The sequence below is a fragment of the Streptomyces sp. ATexAB-D23 genome, from assembly GCF_000373645.1.
Lineage (GTDB): Bacteria > Actinomycetota > Actinomycetes > Streptomycetales > Streptomycetaceae > Streptomyces > Streptomyces castrisilvae.
In genome coordinates this window covers 186,768-202,775 of record NZ_KB892068.1, presented here as the reverse complement: position 1 = coordinate 202,775, position 16,008 = coordinate 186,768, and the positions used below count along the sequence as shown (strand labels likewise).

Annotated in this window: 15 protein-coding genes; 5 read left to right on the top strand and 10 right to left on the bottom strand. The window is 71.0% G+C overall.

Annotated elements, in window-relative coordinates; translation table 11 throughout:
* Position 1 precedes the first annotated feature (1 nt).
* The 7 genes from B082_RS0132240 to B082_RS0132210 form a co-directional block, all read right to left on the bottom strand.
* The gene (locus B082_RS0132240) at positions 2 to 199 is read right to left on the bottom strand and encodes a hypothetical protein (protein ID WP_018555912.1); all 198 of its coding nucleotides are present in this window, start codon (positions 197 to 199) and stop codon (positions 2 to 4) included.
* 68 nt (positions 200 to 267) lie between these two features.
* Complete coding sequence (locus tag B082_RS0132235; RefSeq protein ID WP_018555911.1) at positions 268 to 879, bottom strand: winged helix-turn-helix domain-containing protein; 612 nt, start codon at positions 877 to 879, stop codon at positions 268 to 270.
* A gap of 87 nt (positions 880 to 966) precedes the next feature.
* On the bottom strand, positions 967 to 1,932 hold the full coding sequence (locus tag B082_RS0132230) for a glycine betaine ABC transporter substrate-binding protein (protein ID WP_018555910.1): 966 nt from the start codon (positions 1,930 to 1,932) through the stop codon (positions 967 to 969).
* Positions 1,933 to 1,967: 35 nt separating this feature from the next.
* Positions 1,968 to 2,840 (bottom strand): ABC transporter permease, encoded by an 873-nt coding sequence (locus tag B082_RS0132225; protein WP_018555909.1) that lies wholly within the window; start codon positions 2,838 to 2,840, stop codon positions 1,968 to 1,970.
* Positions 2,837 to 4,099: an ABC transporter ATP-binding protein gene (locus tag B082_RS0132220; RefSeq protein ID WP_018555908.1), complete on the bottom strand. Its 1,263-nt coding sequence runs from the start codon at positions 4,097 to 4,099 to the stop codon at positions 2,837 to 2,839. Before B082_RS0132220 ends, B082_RS0132225 begins: the two co-directional genes overlap by 4 nt.
* Complete coding sequence (locus B082_RS0132215) at positions 4,092 to 4,739, bottom strand: ABC transporter permease (RefSeq protein ID WP_018555907.1); 648 nt, start codon at positions 4,737 to 4,739, stop codon at positions 4,092 to 4,094. The genes B082_RS0132220 and B082_RS0132215 overlap by 8 nt, the downstream gene beginning before the upstream one ends.
* A gap of 15 nt (positions 4,740 to 4,754) precedes the next feature.
* Positions 4,755 to 5,228 (bottom strand): Lrp/AsnC family transcriptional regulator, encoded by a 474-nt coding sequence (locus B082_RS0132210; protein ID WP_018555906.1) that lies wholly within the window; start codon positions 5,226 to 5,228, stop codon positions 4,755 to 4,757.
* Between the two features lie 135 nt (positions 5,229 to 5,363).
* Here B082_RS0132210 and hppD point away from each other — a divergent pair, with 135 nt between their 5' ends.
* Positions 5,364 to 6,509 carry a 4-hydroxyphenylpyruvate dioxygenase gene (gene hppD, locus B082_RS0132205; protein WP_018555905.1) on the top strand — a complete coding sequence of 382 codons (1,146 nt, stop codon included), beginning with the start codon at positions 5,364 to 5,366 and terminating at the stop codon, positions 6,507 to 6,509.
* Between the two features lie 67 nt (positions 6,510 to 6,576).
* On the opposite strand, the gene B082_RS0132200 is transcribed toward hppD, so the two are convergent.
* Positions 6,577 to 8,286 carry a tetratricopeptide repeat protein gene (locus tag B082_RS0132200; RefSeq protein ID WP_026250413.1) on the bottom strand — a complete coding sequence of 570 codons (1,710 nt, stop codon included), beginning with the start codon at positions 8,284 to 8,286 and terminating at the stop codon, positions 6,577 to 6,579.
* A gap of 97 nt (positions 8,287 to 8,383) precedes the next feature.
* Here B082_RS0132200 and B082_RS0132195 point away from each other — a divergent pair, with 97 nt between their 5' ends.
* Positions 8,384 to 9,751 (top strand): FAD-binding oxidoreductase, encoded by a 1,368-nt coding sequence (locus tag B082_RS0132195; RefSeq protein ID WP_018555903.1) that lies wholly within the window; start codon positions 8,384 to 8,386, stop codon positions 9,749 to 9,751.
* A 20-nt stretch (positions 9,752 to 9,771) separates the two neighbouring features.
* On the opposite strand, the gene B082_RS0132190 is transcribed toward B082_RS0132195, so the two are convergent.
* Positions 9,772 to 10,248, bottom strand: a complete 477-nt coding sequence (locus tag B082_RS0132190; protein WP_018555902.1) for an SsgA family sporulation/cell division regulator — start codon at positions 10,246 to 10,248, stop codon at positions 9,772 to 9,774.
* A gap of 244 nt (positions 10,249 to 10,492) precedes the next feature.
* On the opposite strand from B082_RS0132190, the gene B082_RS0132185 reads away from it, so the two are divergent.
* Both B082_RS0132185 and B082_RS0132180 read left to right on the top strand, forming a co-directional pair.
* Positions 10,493 to 12,151, top strand: a complete 1,659-nt coding sequence (locus B082_RS0132185; protein WP_018555901.1) for an RDD family protein — start codon at positions 10,493 to 10,495, stop codon at positions 12,149 to 12,151.
* 64 nt (positions 12,152 to 12,215) lie between these two features.
* Positions 12,216 to 12,878 (top strand): RDD family protein, encoded by a 663-nt coding sequence (locus B082_RS0132180; RefSeq protein WP_018555900.1) that lies wholly within the window; start codon positions 12,216 to 12,218, stop codon positions 12,876 to 12,878.
* Between the two features lie 6 nt (positions 12,879 to 12,884).
* Here B082_RS0132180 and B082_RS0132175 read toward each other — a convergent pair whose 3' ends face one another.
* Positions 12,885 to 13,163 carry a hypothetical protein gene (locus B082_RS0132175; protein ID WP_018555899.1) on the bottom strand — a complete coding sequence of 93 codons (279 nt, stop codon included), beginning with the start codon at positions 13,161 to 13,163 and terminating at the stop codon, positions 12,885 to 12,887.
* Between the two features lie 370 nt (positions 13,164 to 13,533).
* On the opposite strand from B082_RS0132175, the gene B082_RS0132170 reads away from it, so the two are divergent.
* On the top strand, positions 13,534 to 15,930 hold the full coding sequence (locus tag B082_RS0132170) for an immune inhibitor A domain-containing protein (protein ID WP_199783878.1): 2,397 nt from the start codon (positions 13,534 to 13,536) through the stop codon (positions 15,928 to 15,930).
* Positions 15,931 to 16,008: the final 78 nt, after the last annotated feature.

Genomic DNA, 16,008 nt, shown 5'->3' with positions numbered 1-16,008 from the left:
GCTACGCCGTGCGAGCGGCGTGGGCCTGGCCGGCGCGGGCCGGTACCAGGCGCAGGCCGCACTCGATCAGGGTCCAGCCCAGCTTGCTCCGCAGCTCCTGACGCCGGGCGGTGCGGCGGGCGCGACGGAGGCTCTCGGTGTGGAAGCGCAGTTCGGTGTTGTGGACGCGGTACAGGGCGAGGTGGGCCTCGGGGTGCATGACGGTGGTCCCTTCGGTTCGGTTCGGTTCGCTGAGGGGGTTGAGCCGGTCCGGACGGTCGAGCCGGTTCAGTCCGTGGGGCGTGGGAAGACGTGCAGGTGGGTGCGGACGACGGCGGATCCCTCGGTGCCCTCGGGGACGCGTCCGCGGTAGCTGTTGATCAAGTCGTGCATCTTGTCGGCCAGTTCGCGGGAGAGGTCCGGGGTGAGCCGCACCTTGAAGTCGCTGAGGTCCGAGCCCTCGTACCACTCGCGCGGCCACTCCTGCATCGTGCCGAGCCAGGTGCTCAGCTCCTGTGCGTGCACCGTCGCGACCTCGTGGAGGACGACGCCCATGGCGCTGCGGACCTCGGGATCGGCGTCGTACAGGAACTCGGCGTCGAACGAGGCGCCGGCGTGCACCGCCCGCCACCAGCGCTCGCGGCCCTTGCCGCGGGTCGGGTCGTCCTCGACGAAGCCGAACGAGGCCAGCTGGCGCAGGTGGTAGCTGGTGGCGCCGCTGGACTCGCCGAGCCGGTCGGCGAGGCCGGAGGCGGTGGCGGGGCCGAACTCCCGCAGGGCGCTGAGCAGGCGCAGCCGCAGCGGGTGGGCGAGTCCGCGCAGGGCGCGGGCGTCGATGCTGAGGACGTTGGGGTCGGGCGCCGTGGCGGTGTGGTCGTCGTTCGGTTCCTTGGTGGGCATGGCTCAACAGTAGAGTTGCAAAGAAGCTTTTGCAACAGGGCTTTGCAAAGAATCTTTGCAACTTCTCGAGGTCGGTTCTCCCGGCTCTCACCCCTCCTTGATGAACCCCTCCTCGATCAGCCAGTCCTTCGCCACCTCGTGCGGGTCCTCGCCGTCCACGTCCACCTTGGCGTTCAGCACCTGTGCGACCTCCGTCGTCAGCCGGGCGCTGAGCGGGTTCAGGAGGCCGGCGATCTCCGGGTACTTGTCCAGCGTCGCGGTGTGCACGACGGGCGCCGCGTTGTAGTTGGGGAAGAAGTGCTTGTTGTCCTCCAGGACGTCCAGGTGCATCGCCTTGATGCGGCCGTCCGTGGTGAACACCTCGCCCAGCAGGCAGGAGTTGGACTTCGAGACCTGGGTGTAGACGATGCCCGCGTCCATCTTCTTGATGTTGCCGGCCGGCAGGGACATCCCGTACGCCTTCTCCATGCCGGGCAGCCCGTCGTCGCGCGAGGCGAACTCGTTCTCCACGCAGACCGTCACCGCCGACGGGTTCTTCTTCGCCAGGGCGGCGACGTCGGAGAGCGTCCTGAGGTGGTACTTCGCGTTGTTCTTCCGGCTGATGGCGAGCGCGTAGGTGTTGTTGAGGGTGGAGGGCCGCAGCCAGGTCACCCCCTTCCTGAGGTCCGCGTCGCGCACCGCACGCCACTGCTCCATCGGGTCGGTGATCGGCTTCGCGTGCCCGAGGTAGGTGATCCAGCCGGTGCCCGTGTACTCGTACATCGCGTCCGCGTCGCCCTTGACGATCGCCTCGCGCGCGCTGATCGAGCCGGGCAGGTTCGTCCGGTCCAGGACCTCCGCCCCGGCCGCCTTGAAGACGAGGCCGATCATCTGGCCCAGGACGATGTTCTCGCTGAAGTTCTTCGAGGTGACCGTCAGCGACGCGCCGTCCAGCGGCTGCCCCTGCCCGACCGACCCGGGCGCCACGTCGTCCACCATCGGGGAACCGCTCTTCAGCCCGCACCCGGCCAGCACCAGGGCCAGCGCCGCCCCGCCCAACAGGGCCGTACGCATCCGCCGTGCCGCCCGCCGCGCCGTCCGCCGGGTCCTCATCGCCCCACCTCCAGTCCGCGCGGGGTGAGCGCCACCTCGGCCAGCGAGGCCAGCCAGTCCACCAGGAGCGCCAGCACCACCGTCAGCACGGAGCCGAGCACGAGCACCGGCATGCGCTGGGTCTGGATGCCCGAGGTGATCAGGTCGCCGAGCCCGCCGCCGCCCCCGAACGTCGCCAGGGTCGCCGTGCCGACGTTCAGGACGAGCGCGGTGCGGACACCGGCCAGGATCAGCGGGACGGCGAGGGGGAGTTCGACCTTGGTGAGGGTGCCCATGGCCGACATGCCGATGCCGCGCGACGCCTCCACCATGCTCGGCTCGATCGCCTTGAGGCCGGCGACCGTGTTGGAGAGCACCGGCAGCACCGCGTAGATCACCATGCCGGTGATGGCCGTCGACGGGCCGATGCCGAGCCAGATCACCAGCAGGGCCAGCAGGCCGATCGCCGGGGTCGCCTGCCCGATGTTGGCGATGGCCGTGACCACGGGCGCCGCCCTGCTCACACCGCGCCGGGTCAGCGCGATGCCCAGCGGGATGGCGATGATCAGCACCCAGAACGTCGAGATCGCGGTCAGCCTCACGTGCTGCCACCAGCGCACCTGGACCGTGTCGCCGGCCAGCGAGTTCTCCGCGATCGAGTCCAGATGGACGTTGTTGATCCAGATGTACGTGAGGACCAGCACCACCGCCAGCGCCGCCGGGAGCACCACCAGCTTGCGCCAGGTGATCCGGCGCGGCGGGCGCGAGGGCGCCGGGGCCGGCTCGTCCTCCTCCTTGTCGCGGAAGGCGAGGCCCTTCACGTCGTGCTCGCCGGGCGGCCGGCCCCGGCCGGGAGCCCGGGAGGAGCCGGAGGGGGAGTCGGGGGTCATGCGCCCGCACCGCCCTCCTGCTCCTGGGCGGTCTGCTGGACGCGCAGCTCCTCCAGGTCGTGCTGGTGCTCGATGGCGGTGAGCCGGTCGGCCTCAAGGAGTTCGTGCACCGAGTTCATCAGGGTGTGCATGTCCACGACCCCGGTGAACTCCCCGCGCCGGCCGGTCACCGCGACCCGCCCGCCGCTGTCGGTGAGCACCGCCTCCAGCGCGTCGTGCAGCGTCGCGTCCCTGGTCACCGTGTCGTGGACCAGCTGCCCGGCCCGCGCCAGCGAACCCCTCGCCCGCATCAGGTCGCCGCGCCGCAGCCACTTGTACGGGCGGTTCCTGCGGTCCAGCATCAGCAGCTCGTTGTGCGGACCGCTGCGCAGCTTGTTGAAGATCGACTGGAGCGGGTCGTCCACCGTCACGGTCGGGAACTCGGCGATCTCCACGTCCCGCACACGGGTCAGGTTGAGCCGCTTCAGCGCCGCGCCCGCGCCGACGAAACCGGAGACGAAGTCGTCCGTCGGGTTGGTGAGGATGGCCTCCGGGGTGTCGAACTGCGCGATGTGCGAGTGCTCGCGCAGCACCGCGATCCGGTCGCCCAGCTTGATGGCCTCGTCGAAGTCGTGGGTGACGAAGACGATCGTCTTGTGCAGTTCGTGCTGGAGCCGGATCAGCTCGTCCTGGAGGTGGTCGCGGGTGATCGGGTCGACCGCGCCGAACGGCTCGTCCATCAGGAGCACCGGCGGATCGGCGGCCAGCGCCCGCGCCACGCCCACGCGTTGCTGCTGGCCGCCGGAGAGGGCGCGCGGATAGCGGCCGTGGAACTCGCGGGGGTCCAGCCCGACCAGGTCGAGCATCTCCTCGACCCGCTCCTTCACCCGCGACTTCGACCAGCCCACCATCTTCGGGACGAGGGCGATGTTCTCGGCGACCGTCATGTGCGGGAAGAGACCGGACGACTGGATCGCGTACCCGATCTTGCGGCGCAGCTTCACCGGGTCGATGTCCGTGACGTCCTCGTCGCCGATCCTGATCCGGCCCGACGTCGGCTCGATCAGCCGGTTGATCATCTTCAGCGTGGTCGACTTCCCGCAGCCGGACGGGCCCACGAAGATCACCGTCTCACCGGCCCTGATGTCCATCGAGACGTTGTCCACGGCCGGGCTCGGGTTGCCCGCGTAGCGCTTGGACAGGTTCTCCAGCTGGATCGGGGCGCCGGACGTGGCGTCGGCGGCGGGCTGCTGCCCGGTCTCGGCTGCGGTCTCAGACACGGATCCCCCTCGGGATGGTGAGCCGCCCCAGCAGCACGTACGCGGCGTCGAAGAGCAGGGCGAGGATGACGATGCCGAGCGTGCCGGCGAGCACCTGGTTGATCGCGTTGGCGCTGCCCAGCGAGGCGATGCCGCGGAAGATCTCGTTGCCGAGACCGGGCCCGGAGGCGTACGCGGCGATGGCGGCGATCCCCATCAGCATCTGCGTGGAGACCCGGATGCCGGTCAGGATCGGCGGCCAGGCCAGCGGCAGCTCCACCCGGCACAGCCGCGCGGTCCGCGACATCCCGATGCCCTTGGCCGCGTCCACCAGCGCGGGATCGACGCCGCGCAGCCCCACGATCGAGTTGCGGACGACCGGCAGCAGCCCGTACAGCGTCAGGGTGATCACCGTCGGTGCCACACCGAGGCCGACCAGCGGGATGAGCAGGCCGATGGCGGCGAGCGACGGAATCGTCAGGACGGTCGCCGTCGAGGTGATCGCCACCGACGCCCCCCAGCCGCTGCGGTAGCTGACGACCCCGATCAGGACGCCGAGCACGGTGGCGATGACCATGCACTGGAAGACGGCGCTCACATGCTGGAACGCGTCGGTGAGCAACTGCTGGTGCCGGTTCGCCAGATACTCCCAGAAGCTCACCCGTCACTCCTCGGCTCAGTCGGTGTCCTGCGCCGCCTGTTCGACGAGCGGGATGACGCGCAGTGGCACCGGGTTCTCCATGACGATGGCCGTGGAGGCCCGGACAATGCCATCAAATCCGACAACCCGGTCGATCACCCGCTGGAGATCGGCGTTGGACCGCGCGACGAGCCGGCAGAGCATGTCGCCCTGCCCGGTGGTGGTGTGCAGCTCCAGCACTTCCGGTACGGAGCCCAAGTGCGCGCGTACGTCGGCGCCTTGGCCCTGTTTGATCTCCAGCGTCGCGAACGCGGTGACGGGATAGCCGAGCGCCGCCGGGTCGACATCGGGGCCGAATCCCCGGATGACGCCATTCGACTGAAGGCGGTCGAGACGCGCCTGCACCGTCCCGCGCGCCACGCCCAGCCTGCGCGACGCCTCCAGGACCCCGATCCTGGGTTCACGCGCCAGCAGCACGATGAGCCGCCCGTCCAGATGATCGATCGCCACGGTCCGCCTCCGAGGGGTTCACTGTGATGAGCACCATGTACAGATAGCCCGCCCATCATGGGCATCCGCTATGCAGATTGACCAGTGAATGCGCGAACTGTTGCGCACCTTGCGGAGTGGCGGGAACCTTCGGATATGACAGAGACGATGCACAGCACCCCCGAGACGTCCCGGCAGGCCGATCCCTTCCCGGTCAAGGGAATGGATGCCGTTGTCTTCGCCGTCGGCAACGCCAAGCAGGCCGCCCACTACTACTCGACGGCCTTCGGCATGAAGCTGGTCGCCTACTCCGGACCGGAGAACGGCAGCCGCGAGACCGCCAGTTACGTCCTGACCAGCGGCTCGGCCCGTTTCGTGTTCACCTCCGTCATCAAGCCGTCCACGGACCACGGCCGCTTCCTCGCCGACCACGTGGCCGCCCACGGCGACGGCGTGGTCGACCTCGCCATCGAGGTCCCCGACGCCCGCGCCGCGTACGCCTACGCCGTCGAGCACGGCGCGACCGGCCTCGACGAGCCCCACGAGGTGAAGGACGAGCACGGCACCGTCGTGCTGGCCGCCATCGCCACGTACGGCAAGACCCGCCACACCCTGGTCGAGCGCGGCGGCTACGAGGGCCCCTATCTGCCCGGCTTCGTCGCGGCCGACCCGATCGTCGAGCCGCCCGCCAAGCGCTTCTTCCAGGCCATCGACCACTGCGTCGGCAACGTGGAACTCGGCCGGATGAACGAGTGGGTCGGCTTCTACAACAAGGTCATGGGCTTCACCAACATGAAGGAGTTCGTGGGCGACGACATCGCCACCGAGTACTCCGCGCTCATGTCCAAGGTCGTCGCCGACGGCACGCTCAAGGTCAAGTTCCCGATCAACGAGCCGGCCGTCGCCAAGAAGAAGTCGCAGATCGACGAGTACCTGGAGTTCTACGGCGCCGCCGGTGTCCAGCACATGGCGCTCGCCACGAACGACATCGTCGCCTCGGTGAAGGCGATGCGCGCCGCCGGTGTGCAGTTCCTCGACACCCCCGACTCGTACTACGACACGCTCGGCGAGTGGGCGGGCGAGACCCGGGTGCCGGTGGAGACCCTGCGCGAGCTGAAGATCCTGGTCGACCGCGACGAGGACGGCTACCTGCTCCAGATCTTCACCAAGCCGGTCCAGGACCGGCCGACCGTCTTCTTCGAGATGATCGAGCGGCACGGCTCGATGGGCTTCGGCAAGGGCAACTTCAAGGCCCTGTTCGAGGCGATCGAGCGCGAGCAGGAGAAGCGCGGCAACCTCTGACGGCCGCGGCACCAGCAGAGGGGCGGGCCGTCGGCGGCCCGCCCCTCACCCGTTGCCCGCCCCGCGGTCAGCCGGCCGCCGAGGGCACCGCGGACGGCTGAGCGGGCGCGGAGGGCCGCGCCCGCTGCCCGGCAGGCGGGCCCGCCGCCGGGGCCGGGGCGCCGCCGGGCACCTGACCCGCGTCCGGGCCGGGCCCCGCCGGCGCGGCCGGCTGCGGCTCGGGCGCCCGCGGCGGCTCCGGTGCCGGGTCCGGCCGCATGTCCCGCGGCCCGCCCGCCGGGGGCTGCCCCATCGTGTCCAGGGCCTCCTGCGCCAGGGGCGCGTCCAGCGGGGAGAACTTCGGGTTCGTCCGCAGGGCCTCCTCCAGATGGCGGCGGGCCGGCCCGTAATCGTTCAACGCGCGCTGGACCATGCCCAGGTGGTACGCGTACGAGGCGTTCTGGCCGCCCGTATCGACCGCCCGCTCCGCGTACTCCAGCGCCCCGTCCGAGTCACCCGACCGGTGCAGCGCCCAGCCCAGCGCGTCGGCCACCGCCGCACTGCGGTGCCCCCGGTCCCACTCGGCCCGCAGCAGCTCCACCGCCGCGTCCGCGTCCCCGTGCGCCGCCTCGAACCGGCCGAGCAGCAACGACTCGTCCACACCCCGCGCCTTGCCCGCGTCCAGCGCCGCGCGGAGCTTCTCGTACTGGCCGACCGAGTCGCCGTCCAGCCCCAGCGACTCGTACAGCTCACCCAGCTCCAGCAGATACGCCGGGCGCGGCGACTTCGCCAGCGCCGCCTGGTAGTCGCGCAGCGCCTCGTCGGTGCGCCCGAGGGCCGCCAGCGCGCGCGCCCGGCCGGCCAGCGAGGCGTGGTGGCCCTTGTCGATCCGCAGCGCGGCCCCGTACTGCGCCACGGCCTCCTTCGGCTCGCCCCGCTCCCAGGCCAGTTCGCCGAGCCGGGCGAGGCAGGCGGTCTTCTCGGCGGGTGCCGTCGCCCGGTTCGCCGCGTCCTGGGCGGTGGCCAGCGCGTCCTCGCGCCAGCCCCGGTCCCGGTACATCTCGGCCGCCCGGCCCAGCGCCGGCACCCCGGCCCGCAGCGCGGTGAACTTCTCCACCGCCGTGATCGCCGACTTCCGGTCGCCGAGGCCGTTGTACGCGTCGATCAGCTCCGGGTAGACCGTCCACTCCTTCGGCTGCCGCGCCCGTACCGTCTCGCCCCACTTCTTGGCGGTCACGAAGTCGTGCCGGGCGTTGGCCAGCGAGGCGAGGCCCACCCAGGCAGCCGTGTTGCCGCTCTCGCCGGGCCGCACGTCCAGCGACCGCTTCAGCGCCTGTTCGGCCCGGGTGTAGTACGCCGGGTCGGCGGCCCGCCGTCCCCACTCCACGTACGCCGACCCGAGCACCGCCCACGACCCCGCGTCCGAGGGATGCGTGCCCACCCACTTCTGCCGGTCCCCGATGAGCGCGGTCAGGTCGGAGAGCGAGGCGGGGGAGCCGGCGGCCGTCGCGGTCATCGCACGCGAGACGGGCCCCGGCACGGGCGGCGCCGCGTCCTTGTCGTCGTCGGGCACCGCGACCACCGCCCCCGTCACCAGCACCGCGCCCGCCACCATCCCGAACGCGGCCCTGCGCAGCGTCGTCCGCATCGTGGCGGGCGGCGGCTCGGCCAGGGACACCGGGTCCGGCGGCAGCCCCGGCGGGGGCTGGCCGGGCGGGGGCCAGTCGGCGTCAGGGGCGTAATCGGGGGCGAGGTCCGGCCCGGGGGCCTTCGAAGGCTGCTGAGGCGTGACGTCCATGCCGATCACTGTGCGTCAGTACGAAGATCACACCGCGTCTTGGGAACGTCACCGCAGACGGGTTCACACCAATGGGCCCGGGTGCCACGCTTGGATCATGGACGATCTCCTGGAACTCCTGCGGGCGGGTCTCCCCGCCGATGCCCTGATCACCGATCCGGACATCACCGCCTCCTACTCCCACGACATGGCGAGCTTCTGCGAGGCCGGCGCCCCCGCGGTCGTCGCACTCCCGCGCACCGTCGAGCAGGTCCAGCACGTCATGCGCACCGCCACCGCGCTGCGCGTCCCGGTCGTCCCGCAGGGCGCCCGCACCGGGCTGTCGGGCGCGGCCAACGCCACCGACGGCTGCATCGTGCTCTCCCTGGTCAAGATGGACCGCATCCTGGAGATCAGCCCCGCCGACCGCATCGCCGTCGTCGAGCCCGGCGTCATCAACGCCGCGCTGTCCCGCGCGGTCGGGGAACACGGCCTCTTCTACCCGCCGGACCCCTCCAGCTGGGAGATGTGCACCATCGGCGGCAACATCGGCACCGCGTCCGGCGGTCTGTGCTGCGTGAAGTACGGAGTCACCGCCGAATACGTCCTCGGCCTCGATGTCGTCCTCGCCGACGGACGCCTGCTCACCACCGGCCGCCGCACCGCCAAGGGCGTCGCCGGATACGACTTGACCCGGCTCCTCGTCGGCTCCGAGGGCAGCCTCGGCATCGTCGTGAAGGCCGTGCTCGCACTCAAGCCGCAGCCGCCCCGGCAGCTCGTCCTGGCCGCCGAGTTCCCCGGCGCGGCCGCCGCCTGCGACGCCGTCTGCCGGATCATGGAAAGCGGACACACCCCGTCACTCCTCGAACTGATGGACCGTACAACCGTCCAGGCCGTCAACCGGATGGCGCACATGGGCCTCCCCGAGACCACCGAGGCCCTGCTGCTCGCCGCCTTCGACACCCCCGACCCCTCCGCCGACCTCGCCGCCGTCGGCGAACTGTGCACAGCCGCGGGCGCCACGGCGGTCGTCCCCGCCGAGGACACCGCCGAGTCCGAGATGCTGCTCCAGGCCCGGCGCATGTCGCTGACCGCGTTGGAGACCGTCAAACCGGCGACGATGATCGACGACGTGTGCGTACCGCGCTCGCGGCTCGGCGCCATGCTGGAGGGCACGGCGGAGATCGCCGAGAAGTACGGCCTCACCATCGGCGTCTGCGCCCACGCGGGCGACGGCAACACCCACCCCGTCGTCTGCTTCGACCCGGCCGACGCCGACGAGTCCCGGCGGGCCAGGGAGTCCTTCGACGCGATCATGGCGCTCGGCCTCGGACTCGGCGGCACGATCACCGGCGAACACGGCGTCGGCGTACTGAAGAAGGAATGGCTCGCCCGCGAACTCGGCGACGTGAGCGTGGAACTGCACCGGGGCATCAAGCAGGCCTTCGACCCGCTGGGGCTGCTCAACCCGGGCAAGGTGTTCTGACCGGCCCCCGGCCACGCCGCTCAACTCTCCCCGTCCTGCGACTCGTCCGAGGGCCACGGGTCGCTCATCCACAGGTCGTCGGCCGGCAGCGGCGCCAGCAGATCCGCCAGCCCCTCGTCGATGCCGAGCCGCCCGCTCTCCGTACCGGGCGGCACCACCCGCAGCGTCCGCTCCACCCACACCGTCACCGCCGCGGACGGCACTTCGAGCAGGGCGTTGCCGTCCGGAGACGTCAGCGCCACGCAGATGACGCTGTTCCCGTCGATCTTGGTGGGCCAGATCCGCACGTCCCCCTGCCCGCACGGCCGGAACACCCCTTCCACCAGCAGATCGCGGGCGAACGTCCAGTACACCGGCGAGTCGGAGCCGATGTGGAAGGTGATGTGCACGGCGTACGGGTCCTGTGTGCGGTACGTCAGCCGGGCCGGCACCGGGATGGAGCGCTCGGGGGACAGGACCAGCTTGAGCTCCAGCTCGTGTTCCACGACGGTGTGCATGAGGCGTCCTTTCGTTGCCCGCGGCCGGTCCCACGACCGGCCCGCACAGGCAGAGAGCGCCCTCCCCGCCATCCATTACGCGACTTCGCGAAAAAAGTTCTGGGTGACCGGAAAGTGGTCCAAACAGCCGGACCGGCCCGGGGATACGCGGTGGTCTGATAGATGTGGACCCTTGTATTGAGACCGACCCCATCCCCCGACGGCCGGCCGGTCTGACGCCTCGAAGAGATACGGGACCACGGTGATGAGCGCCCCAACCCCGGCACCCGGTGACGAAGCCCCCCGCGAGGGGTACTACCCCGACCCGTCCATCCCCGGATACGTCCGCTACTGGAACGGCGCCTCCTGGGTGCCCGGCACGAGCCGCCCGGCCCCGGAACAGGGCGAGGCACCGCCGGCCGCCGCATCCGCTCCCGCTCCCACGCCCGCCCCGGCCCCCGCTCCGGTGGACGAGACCGGTCCGGTCTTCCTGGAGGAGCCGTACGGGGCCGACCGCCCCGAACCCGCCACCGCCTGGCAGGCCGACGCCTCCCGCCAGGCCGGCTTCGGCGGCGACCGCGACCGCCGGGTCTCCTGGGGCGGCGCGGGAGGGGAAACGGACGGGGACACGGACGCCGGTACCACCACGGGGGCGAGCGCGCCCGCCGCGTACCCCGCCCCGGCAGAAGCCCAGCCCGCCACCCCGTCCCCTTCCCCTCCCCCTTCCTCCTCTGCTCCCTCCGCTCCCTCCGCCGAGCTGGCCCGCCGCAGCCCCGCCTCCGCCGAGGTGGCCCGCCGGGCCCCGGCGGGCGGCGAGCGGGCCGGCCGCATCCCTGTGGACCCGCGCCGCCCCGCCGCGCCTTCGGCGCCGTCCGCGCCCGAGGCGGCCGGTGGCGGGGTGCCGGGTATGCGGGAGGGCGGGGCCCCGGAGCCCGAGAACACGGTCGCCATCCGCGTCGCCCGCCCCGGCGCCACGAGCGGGGAGACCCCGCGGCCGCCCGCCGAGAACACCGTCGCGATCCGGGCCCTGCGCCGCACGGGCGGTGACCGGCAGCCGCCCACCGATGGCACGGTGACCATCCGCGCGATCGGCGCGGGCACCGGCCCCGCCGCCGCTCAGCAGAACCCGCCCGCACCGACGCCCGCACCGACGCCCGCGCCCCCGCGGCAGGCCGCCCGTCCCGCCCCCGGACCCTCCCGGCAGGTCGGACCGGGAGCCGGACCGGGAGCTGGAGCCGGCGCCGGAGCCGGAGCTGGATCGGGAGCCGGAGCCGGTTCGGGCGCGGGGGCGGGCTCCGGGGCCTGGGGGCATCAGGCGCCGGCGGCACCCGCCACTCCCGCACAGCCCGCCTTTCCGCAGCAGGGCCGGCCGGACGAGCCGGTCGTGCCGTGGAAGCCCCCGGTCGACGACCACTTCCAGCAGCTCGCGGCCGCCCGGACCGCCGGGCGCCCCGCCCCGCTCGGCAAGCGGCTGGCCGCCCGGCTCATCGACACCGTCGTCGTCGGCGCGCTCACCGCTGCCGCCGCGGTGCCGCTCGCAGGCCGGGCCGTGGACCACATCAACGACAAGATCGACGCGGCCGAACTGTCCGGCGAGACGGTCACCGTCTGGCTGCTGGACTCCACCACGGCCGCACTGGCGGGCGCGGTGCTGGGCGTGTTCCTGGTGCTGGGCGTCCTCCTGGAGGCCCTGCCCACCGCGAAGTGGGGCCGGACGCTCGGTAAGAAGCTGTGCGGACTCGACGTACGGGACATCGAGTCGCACGAGGCGCCCGGCTTCGGCGCCGCGCTGCGCCGCTGGCTGGTCTACGGGGTGCTGGGCGTCCTCGTGGTCGGGGTGGCCGATGTGCTGTGGTGCCTGGTCGACCGGCCGTGGCGCCAGTGCTGGCACGACAAGGCGGCGCGCACCTTCGTGGCGGGCTGAACCCCGTCCCCCGAACGCACCTGAGCCGTTGCGGGGCCCCGGGCGGCGCGATGCACTGACCCCCATGAGCAACGATCAGCCGCCGTCCGGTCCGCCGCCCGATGACGACCCGTTCCGGAAGAGGCCGCCGGGGGACCAGCCGCCGCCCTCGGGCTCGCCCTACGACAGCGCGCCGCCTCCGCCGCCGTACGATCCGGGTCCCTACGGGGGCGGCGGGCCGTACGGCGGGGCGGACCCGCTGGCGGGGATGCCGCCGCTCGCGGAACCCGGCAAGCGCATCCTGGCCCGGCTGATCGACTTCCTGATCATCTCGATCCCGCTGTACCTGATCTCGCTGCCCTGGGGCGGCGCGGTCGGGGGGTCCAGCGGCAACGGGAACGACGACAACGTGGGCGACATCTTCGCCCAGACCTACAGCGGGCATCAGCTGCTCTGGTCGCTGATCGGCCTGGTGGTCTACGTCGCCTACGACACGTACTTCACGCACAAGGACGGCCGCACCCTCGGCAAGCGGCTGCTGAAACTGCGGGTCGCGATGCTCAACGACGGCCGGGTGCCGGACACCGGGGCCGCGTTCCTGCGGGCCGTGGTGCTGTGGCTGCCGGCGCTGCTGTGCTGCCCGTGCCTGTGGTGGCTGATCAACATCGTGCTGATGTTCACCGACAAGCCCTACCGCCAGGGTCTCCAGGACAAGGCGGCCAAGACCGTGGTGGTGACCGTCAACTGAACGGGCTCAGTGCCTCAGCGAGTGCTCGCGCTGCGTGGCGGTACGCGCGACGGGAATCCCGCTCCGTACGGAGACGGGGGCGTCCGTCCTCGCCGGACGCGCCGAGTGCCGGCGGGCCGGCGCGGGTACGGTGACGGACACCAGCAGCCCGAGGGCGAGCGCGACCGTGCCGACGGCTGCGATACCGATGCCCGAACTGGTCTGGAACAGCAGCAACATGGCCAGGGTCGAGAAGACGACGGTGACCGAACCGTAGAAGAGCTGCGCGGCAGTGGGACGCGGCATGGCGTTTTCCAGTCCTCGGGGCGTCGGATGGGCGATCTCTCGACACGGTCGTACTGTCAAGCGACTCTACGACGGTGGATGCCCGCGAGGAACGGCTAGTAAGCGTAACCTAACCCACAGTGCCGGTGCATGGGGGGCGCACGGAGTCATCTCGCGCTCCCGCGACGAGGTCTGACGCGCCGGTGGGTCGCGAACGCTTCGTCCGGATACCGGAACAGTGCTCCTGCATAGTGCACTTGCTCTGTTCAAGTCAAGGTCTGTCTTTTCTCCCGTAACTCCGGTCGAATGGCGTCACTTGTGACGCGTTTCCGCGCGCGGCCTCTCCACACTCCCGGGCCGACGCCGCGGGCGCCGGGGAGGACTGCATCACGTGATCATTAAGAGACGGGCGCTTCGCACCGGAGCGGTTGTCGTGGCCATGGCCGCGACCGCCGCCACCGCATCCGCCTTTGCCACCGCTCAGGCCGATGACCAGGCGTCAGGCGCCCCCGCCTCCATCGAACGCCGGGATCCGGGGTCGGCCGAGGGCAACGCACATAACCTGGAGGGCCCGTTCAGCAAGCAGCAGGACGCCCAGCGTCAGGCCGCTCTGGAACAGGTCATATCCGGCGACAAGAAGGTGTCGCCGCGCGGCGGCTCCAACGTCGTCAAGCTCGACGACAACAAGTACGTCGAACTCGGCCGTGAGAAGACCGACAAGATCTTCACCATTCTGGTGGAGTTCGGCGACCAGGTCGACGACACGACCATGTACGACCCGGACGGCGAGGGCCCCAAGCCCCCCGTCAAGAAGTACGGCGGCACGCCCGGACCGGCGCACAACGAGATAGCCGAGCCGGACCCCAAGAAGGACAACAGCACCGCCTGGCAGGCCGATTACAACCAGGCTCACTTCCAGGACCTGTACTTCGGCGAGGGCGCGGGCAAGAACTCCCTCAAGACGTACTACGAGAAGACCTCCTCCGGCCGCTACTCGGTCGACGGCGAGGTCTCCGACTGGGTCAAGGTCCCGTACAACGAGGCGCGTTACGGCTCGAACTTCTGCGGTTCGACCAACTGCTCCAACGCCTGGGACATGATCAAGGACGGCGTGAACGCCTGGGCCGCCGACCAGAAGGCCAAGGGCCGTACCGCCGAGCAGATCAAGGCGGACCTCGCCCAGTACGACCAGTGGGACCGGTACGACTACGACAACGACGGCGACTTCAACGAGCCCGACGGCTACATCGACCACTTCCAGATCGTGCACGCGGGTGAGGACGAGTCCGCCGGCGGCGGTGCCCAGGGCACCGACGCCATCTGGGCGCACCGCTGGTACGCGTACGGCACCAACGTCGGCGCCACGGGCCCGGCCGAGAACAAGGCCGGCGGCACCGAGATCGGCGACACCGGCATCTGGGTCGGCGACTACACCGCGCAGCCCGAGAACGGCGGCCTGGGCGTCTTCGCCCACGAGTACGGCCACGACCTCGGTCTCCCGGACCTCTACGACACCACCAACGCCGCCGAGAACTCGGTCGGTTTCTGGTCCCTGATGTCGGCGGGCTCCTGGCTCGGCACCGGCAAGGACAGCATCGGGGACATGCCCGGTGACATGACCGCCTGGGACAAGCTCCAGCTGGGCTGGCTCGACTACGCCGAGGCGAAGGCCGCGACGAAGTCGACCCACAAGCTGGGCGTCTCCGAGTACAACACCAAGGACAAGCAGGCGCTCGTCGTCACGCTGCCCGCCAAGCCCGTCACCACCCCGGTCACGACGCCCGCCGAGGGCGCCAAGCAGTGGTGGAGCGATATGGGCGACAACCTCAGCAACACGCTGTCCCGCCCGGTCGACCTGACCGGCAAGACCGAGGCGTCCCTGGACCTCCAGGGCTGGTGGGACATCGAGGCCGACTACGACTACCTCTACACCGAGGTGTCCACGAACGGCGGCAGCAGCTGGACCGCGATCGACGGCACCGCCGACGGCAAGGCCATCCCGCGCGACGCCAGTGACAAGCCGGCCCTGACCGACGTCTCCGGCAAGTACCAGAAGCTCTCGTACCCGCTGAACGCCTACGCGGGCAAGAAGATCGACATCCGCTTCCGCTACGCCACCGACGGCGGCGCGGGCGGCGTGGGCTTCGCGGCCGACACCATCTCGGTCACCGCCGACGGCGCCACGCTCTTCAGCGACGACGCCGAGGGCGACGACAACGGCTGGACCAGCGACGGCTTCTCGCGGGTCGGCAAGTCGTTCACCAAGGACTACCCGCAGTACTACATCGCGGAGAACCGTCAGTACGTCAGCTACGACGAGACCCTCAAGGTCGGCCCGTACAACTTCGGCTTCTCCACGACCCGTCCGGACTGGGTCGAGCACTTCCCGTACCAGAACGGTCTGCTCATCTGGCTGTGGGACACCTCGCAGACGAACAACAACGTCTCGCAGCACCCGGGCCAGGGCCTGATCCTGCCGGTCGACGCGCACGCGAAGCCGCTGACGTGGTCGAACGGCACGATCATCCGCAACAAGATCCAGCCCTTCGACGCGCCGTTCAGCTGGTACCCGACGGACGGCTTCACGCTGCACAACGCCGACGTGGCCACGAAGATCAAGCCGCAGCTCGGCGTGCCGGCCTTCGACGACCGCAAGGGCACCTACTGGTACAAGGAGAACCCGACCGGAAGCGTGAAGGTTCCTGACACCAACACCAAGATCACGATCATCAGCGAGCCGCTCGACGGCTCCACGATGACCGTCCAGGTCGGGTCCTCGACCAAGTAAACCGGCATCACCGCAGGTCACAGCATGATCGGCCGTCGCCCCCTAGCGGGCGGCGGCCGATCGTGTTTAGGTGCCTCT

What these genes read in the sequence shown, in the direction of transcription:
- B082_RS0132185 (WP_018555901.1), top strand. Translation starts at nt 10,493, where the DNA reads ATGAGCGCCCCAACCCCGGCACCCGGTGACGAAGCCCCCCGCGAGGGG.
- B082_RS0132195 (WP_018555903.1), top strand. Translation starts at nt 8,384, where the DNA reads ATGGACGATCTCCTGGAACTCCTGCGGGCGGGTCTCCCCGCCGATGCC.
- B082_RS0132225 (WP_018555909.1), bottom strand. Translation starts at nt 2,840, where the DNA reads ATGACCCCCGACTCCCCCTCCGGCTCCTCCCGGGCTCCCGGCCGGGGC.
- hppD (WP_018555905.1), top strand. Translation starts at nt 5,364, where the DNA reads ATGACAGAGACGATGCACAGCACCCCCGAGACGTCCCGGCAGGCCGAT.
- B082_RS0132235 (WP_018555911.1), bottom strand. Translation starts at nt 879, where the DNA reads ATGCCCACCAAGGAACCGAACGACGACCACACCGCCACGGCGCCCGAC.
- B082_RS0132175 (WP_018555899.1), bottom strand. Translation starts at nt 13,163, where the DNA reads ATGCCGCGTCCCACTGCCGCGCAGCTCTTCTACGGTTCGGTCACCGTC.
- B082_RS0132200 (WP_026250413.1), bottom strand. Translation starts at nt 8,286, where the DNA reads ATGGACGTCACGCCTCAGCAGCCTTCGAAGGCCCCCGGGCCGGACCTC.
- B082_RS0132240 (WP_018555912.1), bottom strand. Translation starts at nt 199, where the DNA reads ATGCACCCCGAGGCCCACCTCGCCCTGTACCGCGTCCACAACACCGAA.
- B082_RS0132180 (WP_018555900.1), top strand. Translation starts at nt 12,216, where the DNA reads ATGAGCAACGATCAGCCGCCGTCCGGTCCGCCGCCCGATGACGACCCG.
- B082_RS0132190 (WP_018555902.1), bottom strand. Translation starts at nt 10,248, where the DNA reads ATGCACACCGTCGTGGAACACGAGCTGGAGCTCAAGCTGGTCCTGTCC.
- B082_RS0132230 (WP_018555910.1), bottom strand. Translation starts at nt 1,932, where the DNA reads ATGCGTACGGCCCTGTTGGGCGGGGCGGCGCTGGCCCTGGTGCTGGCC.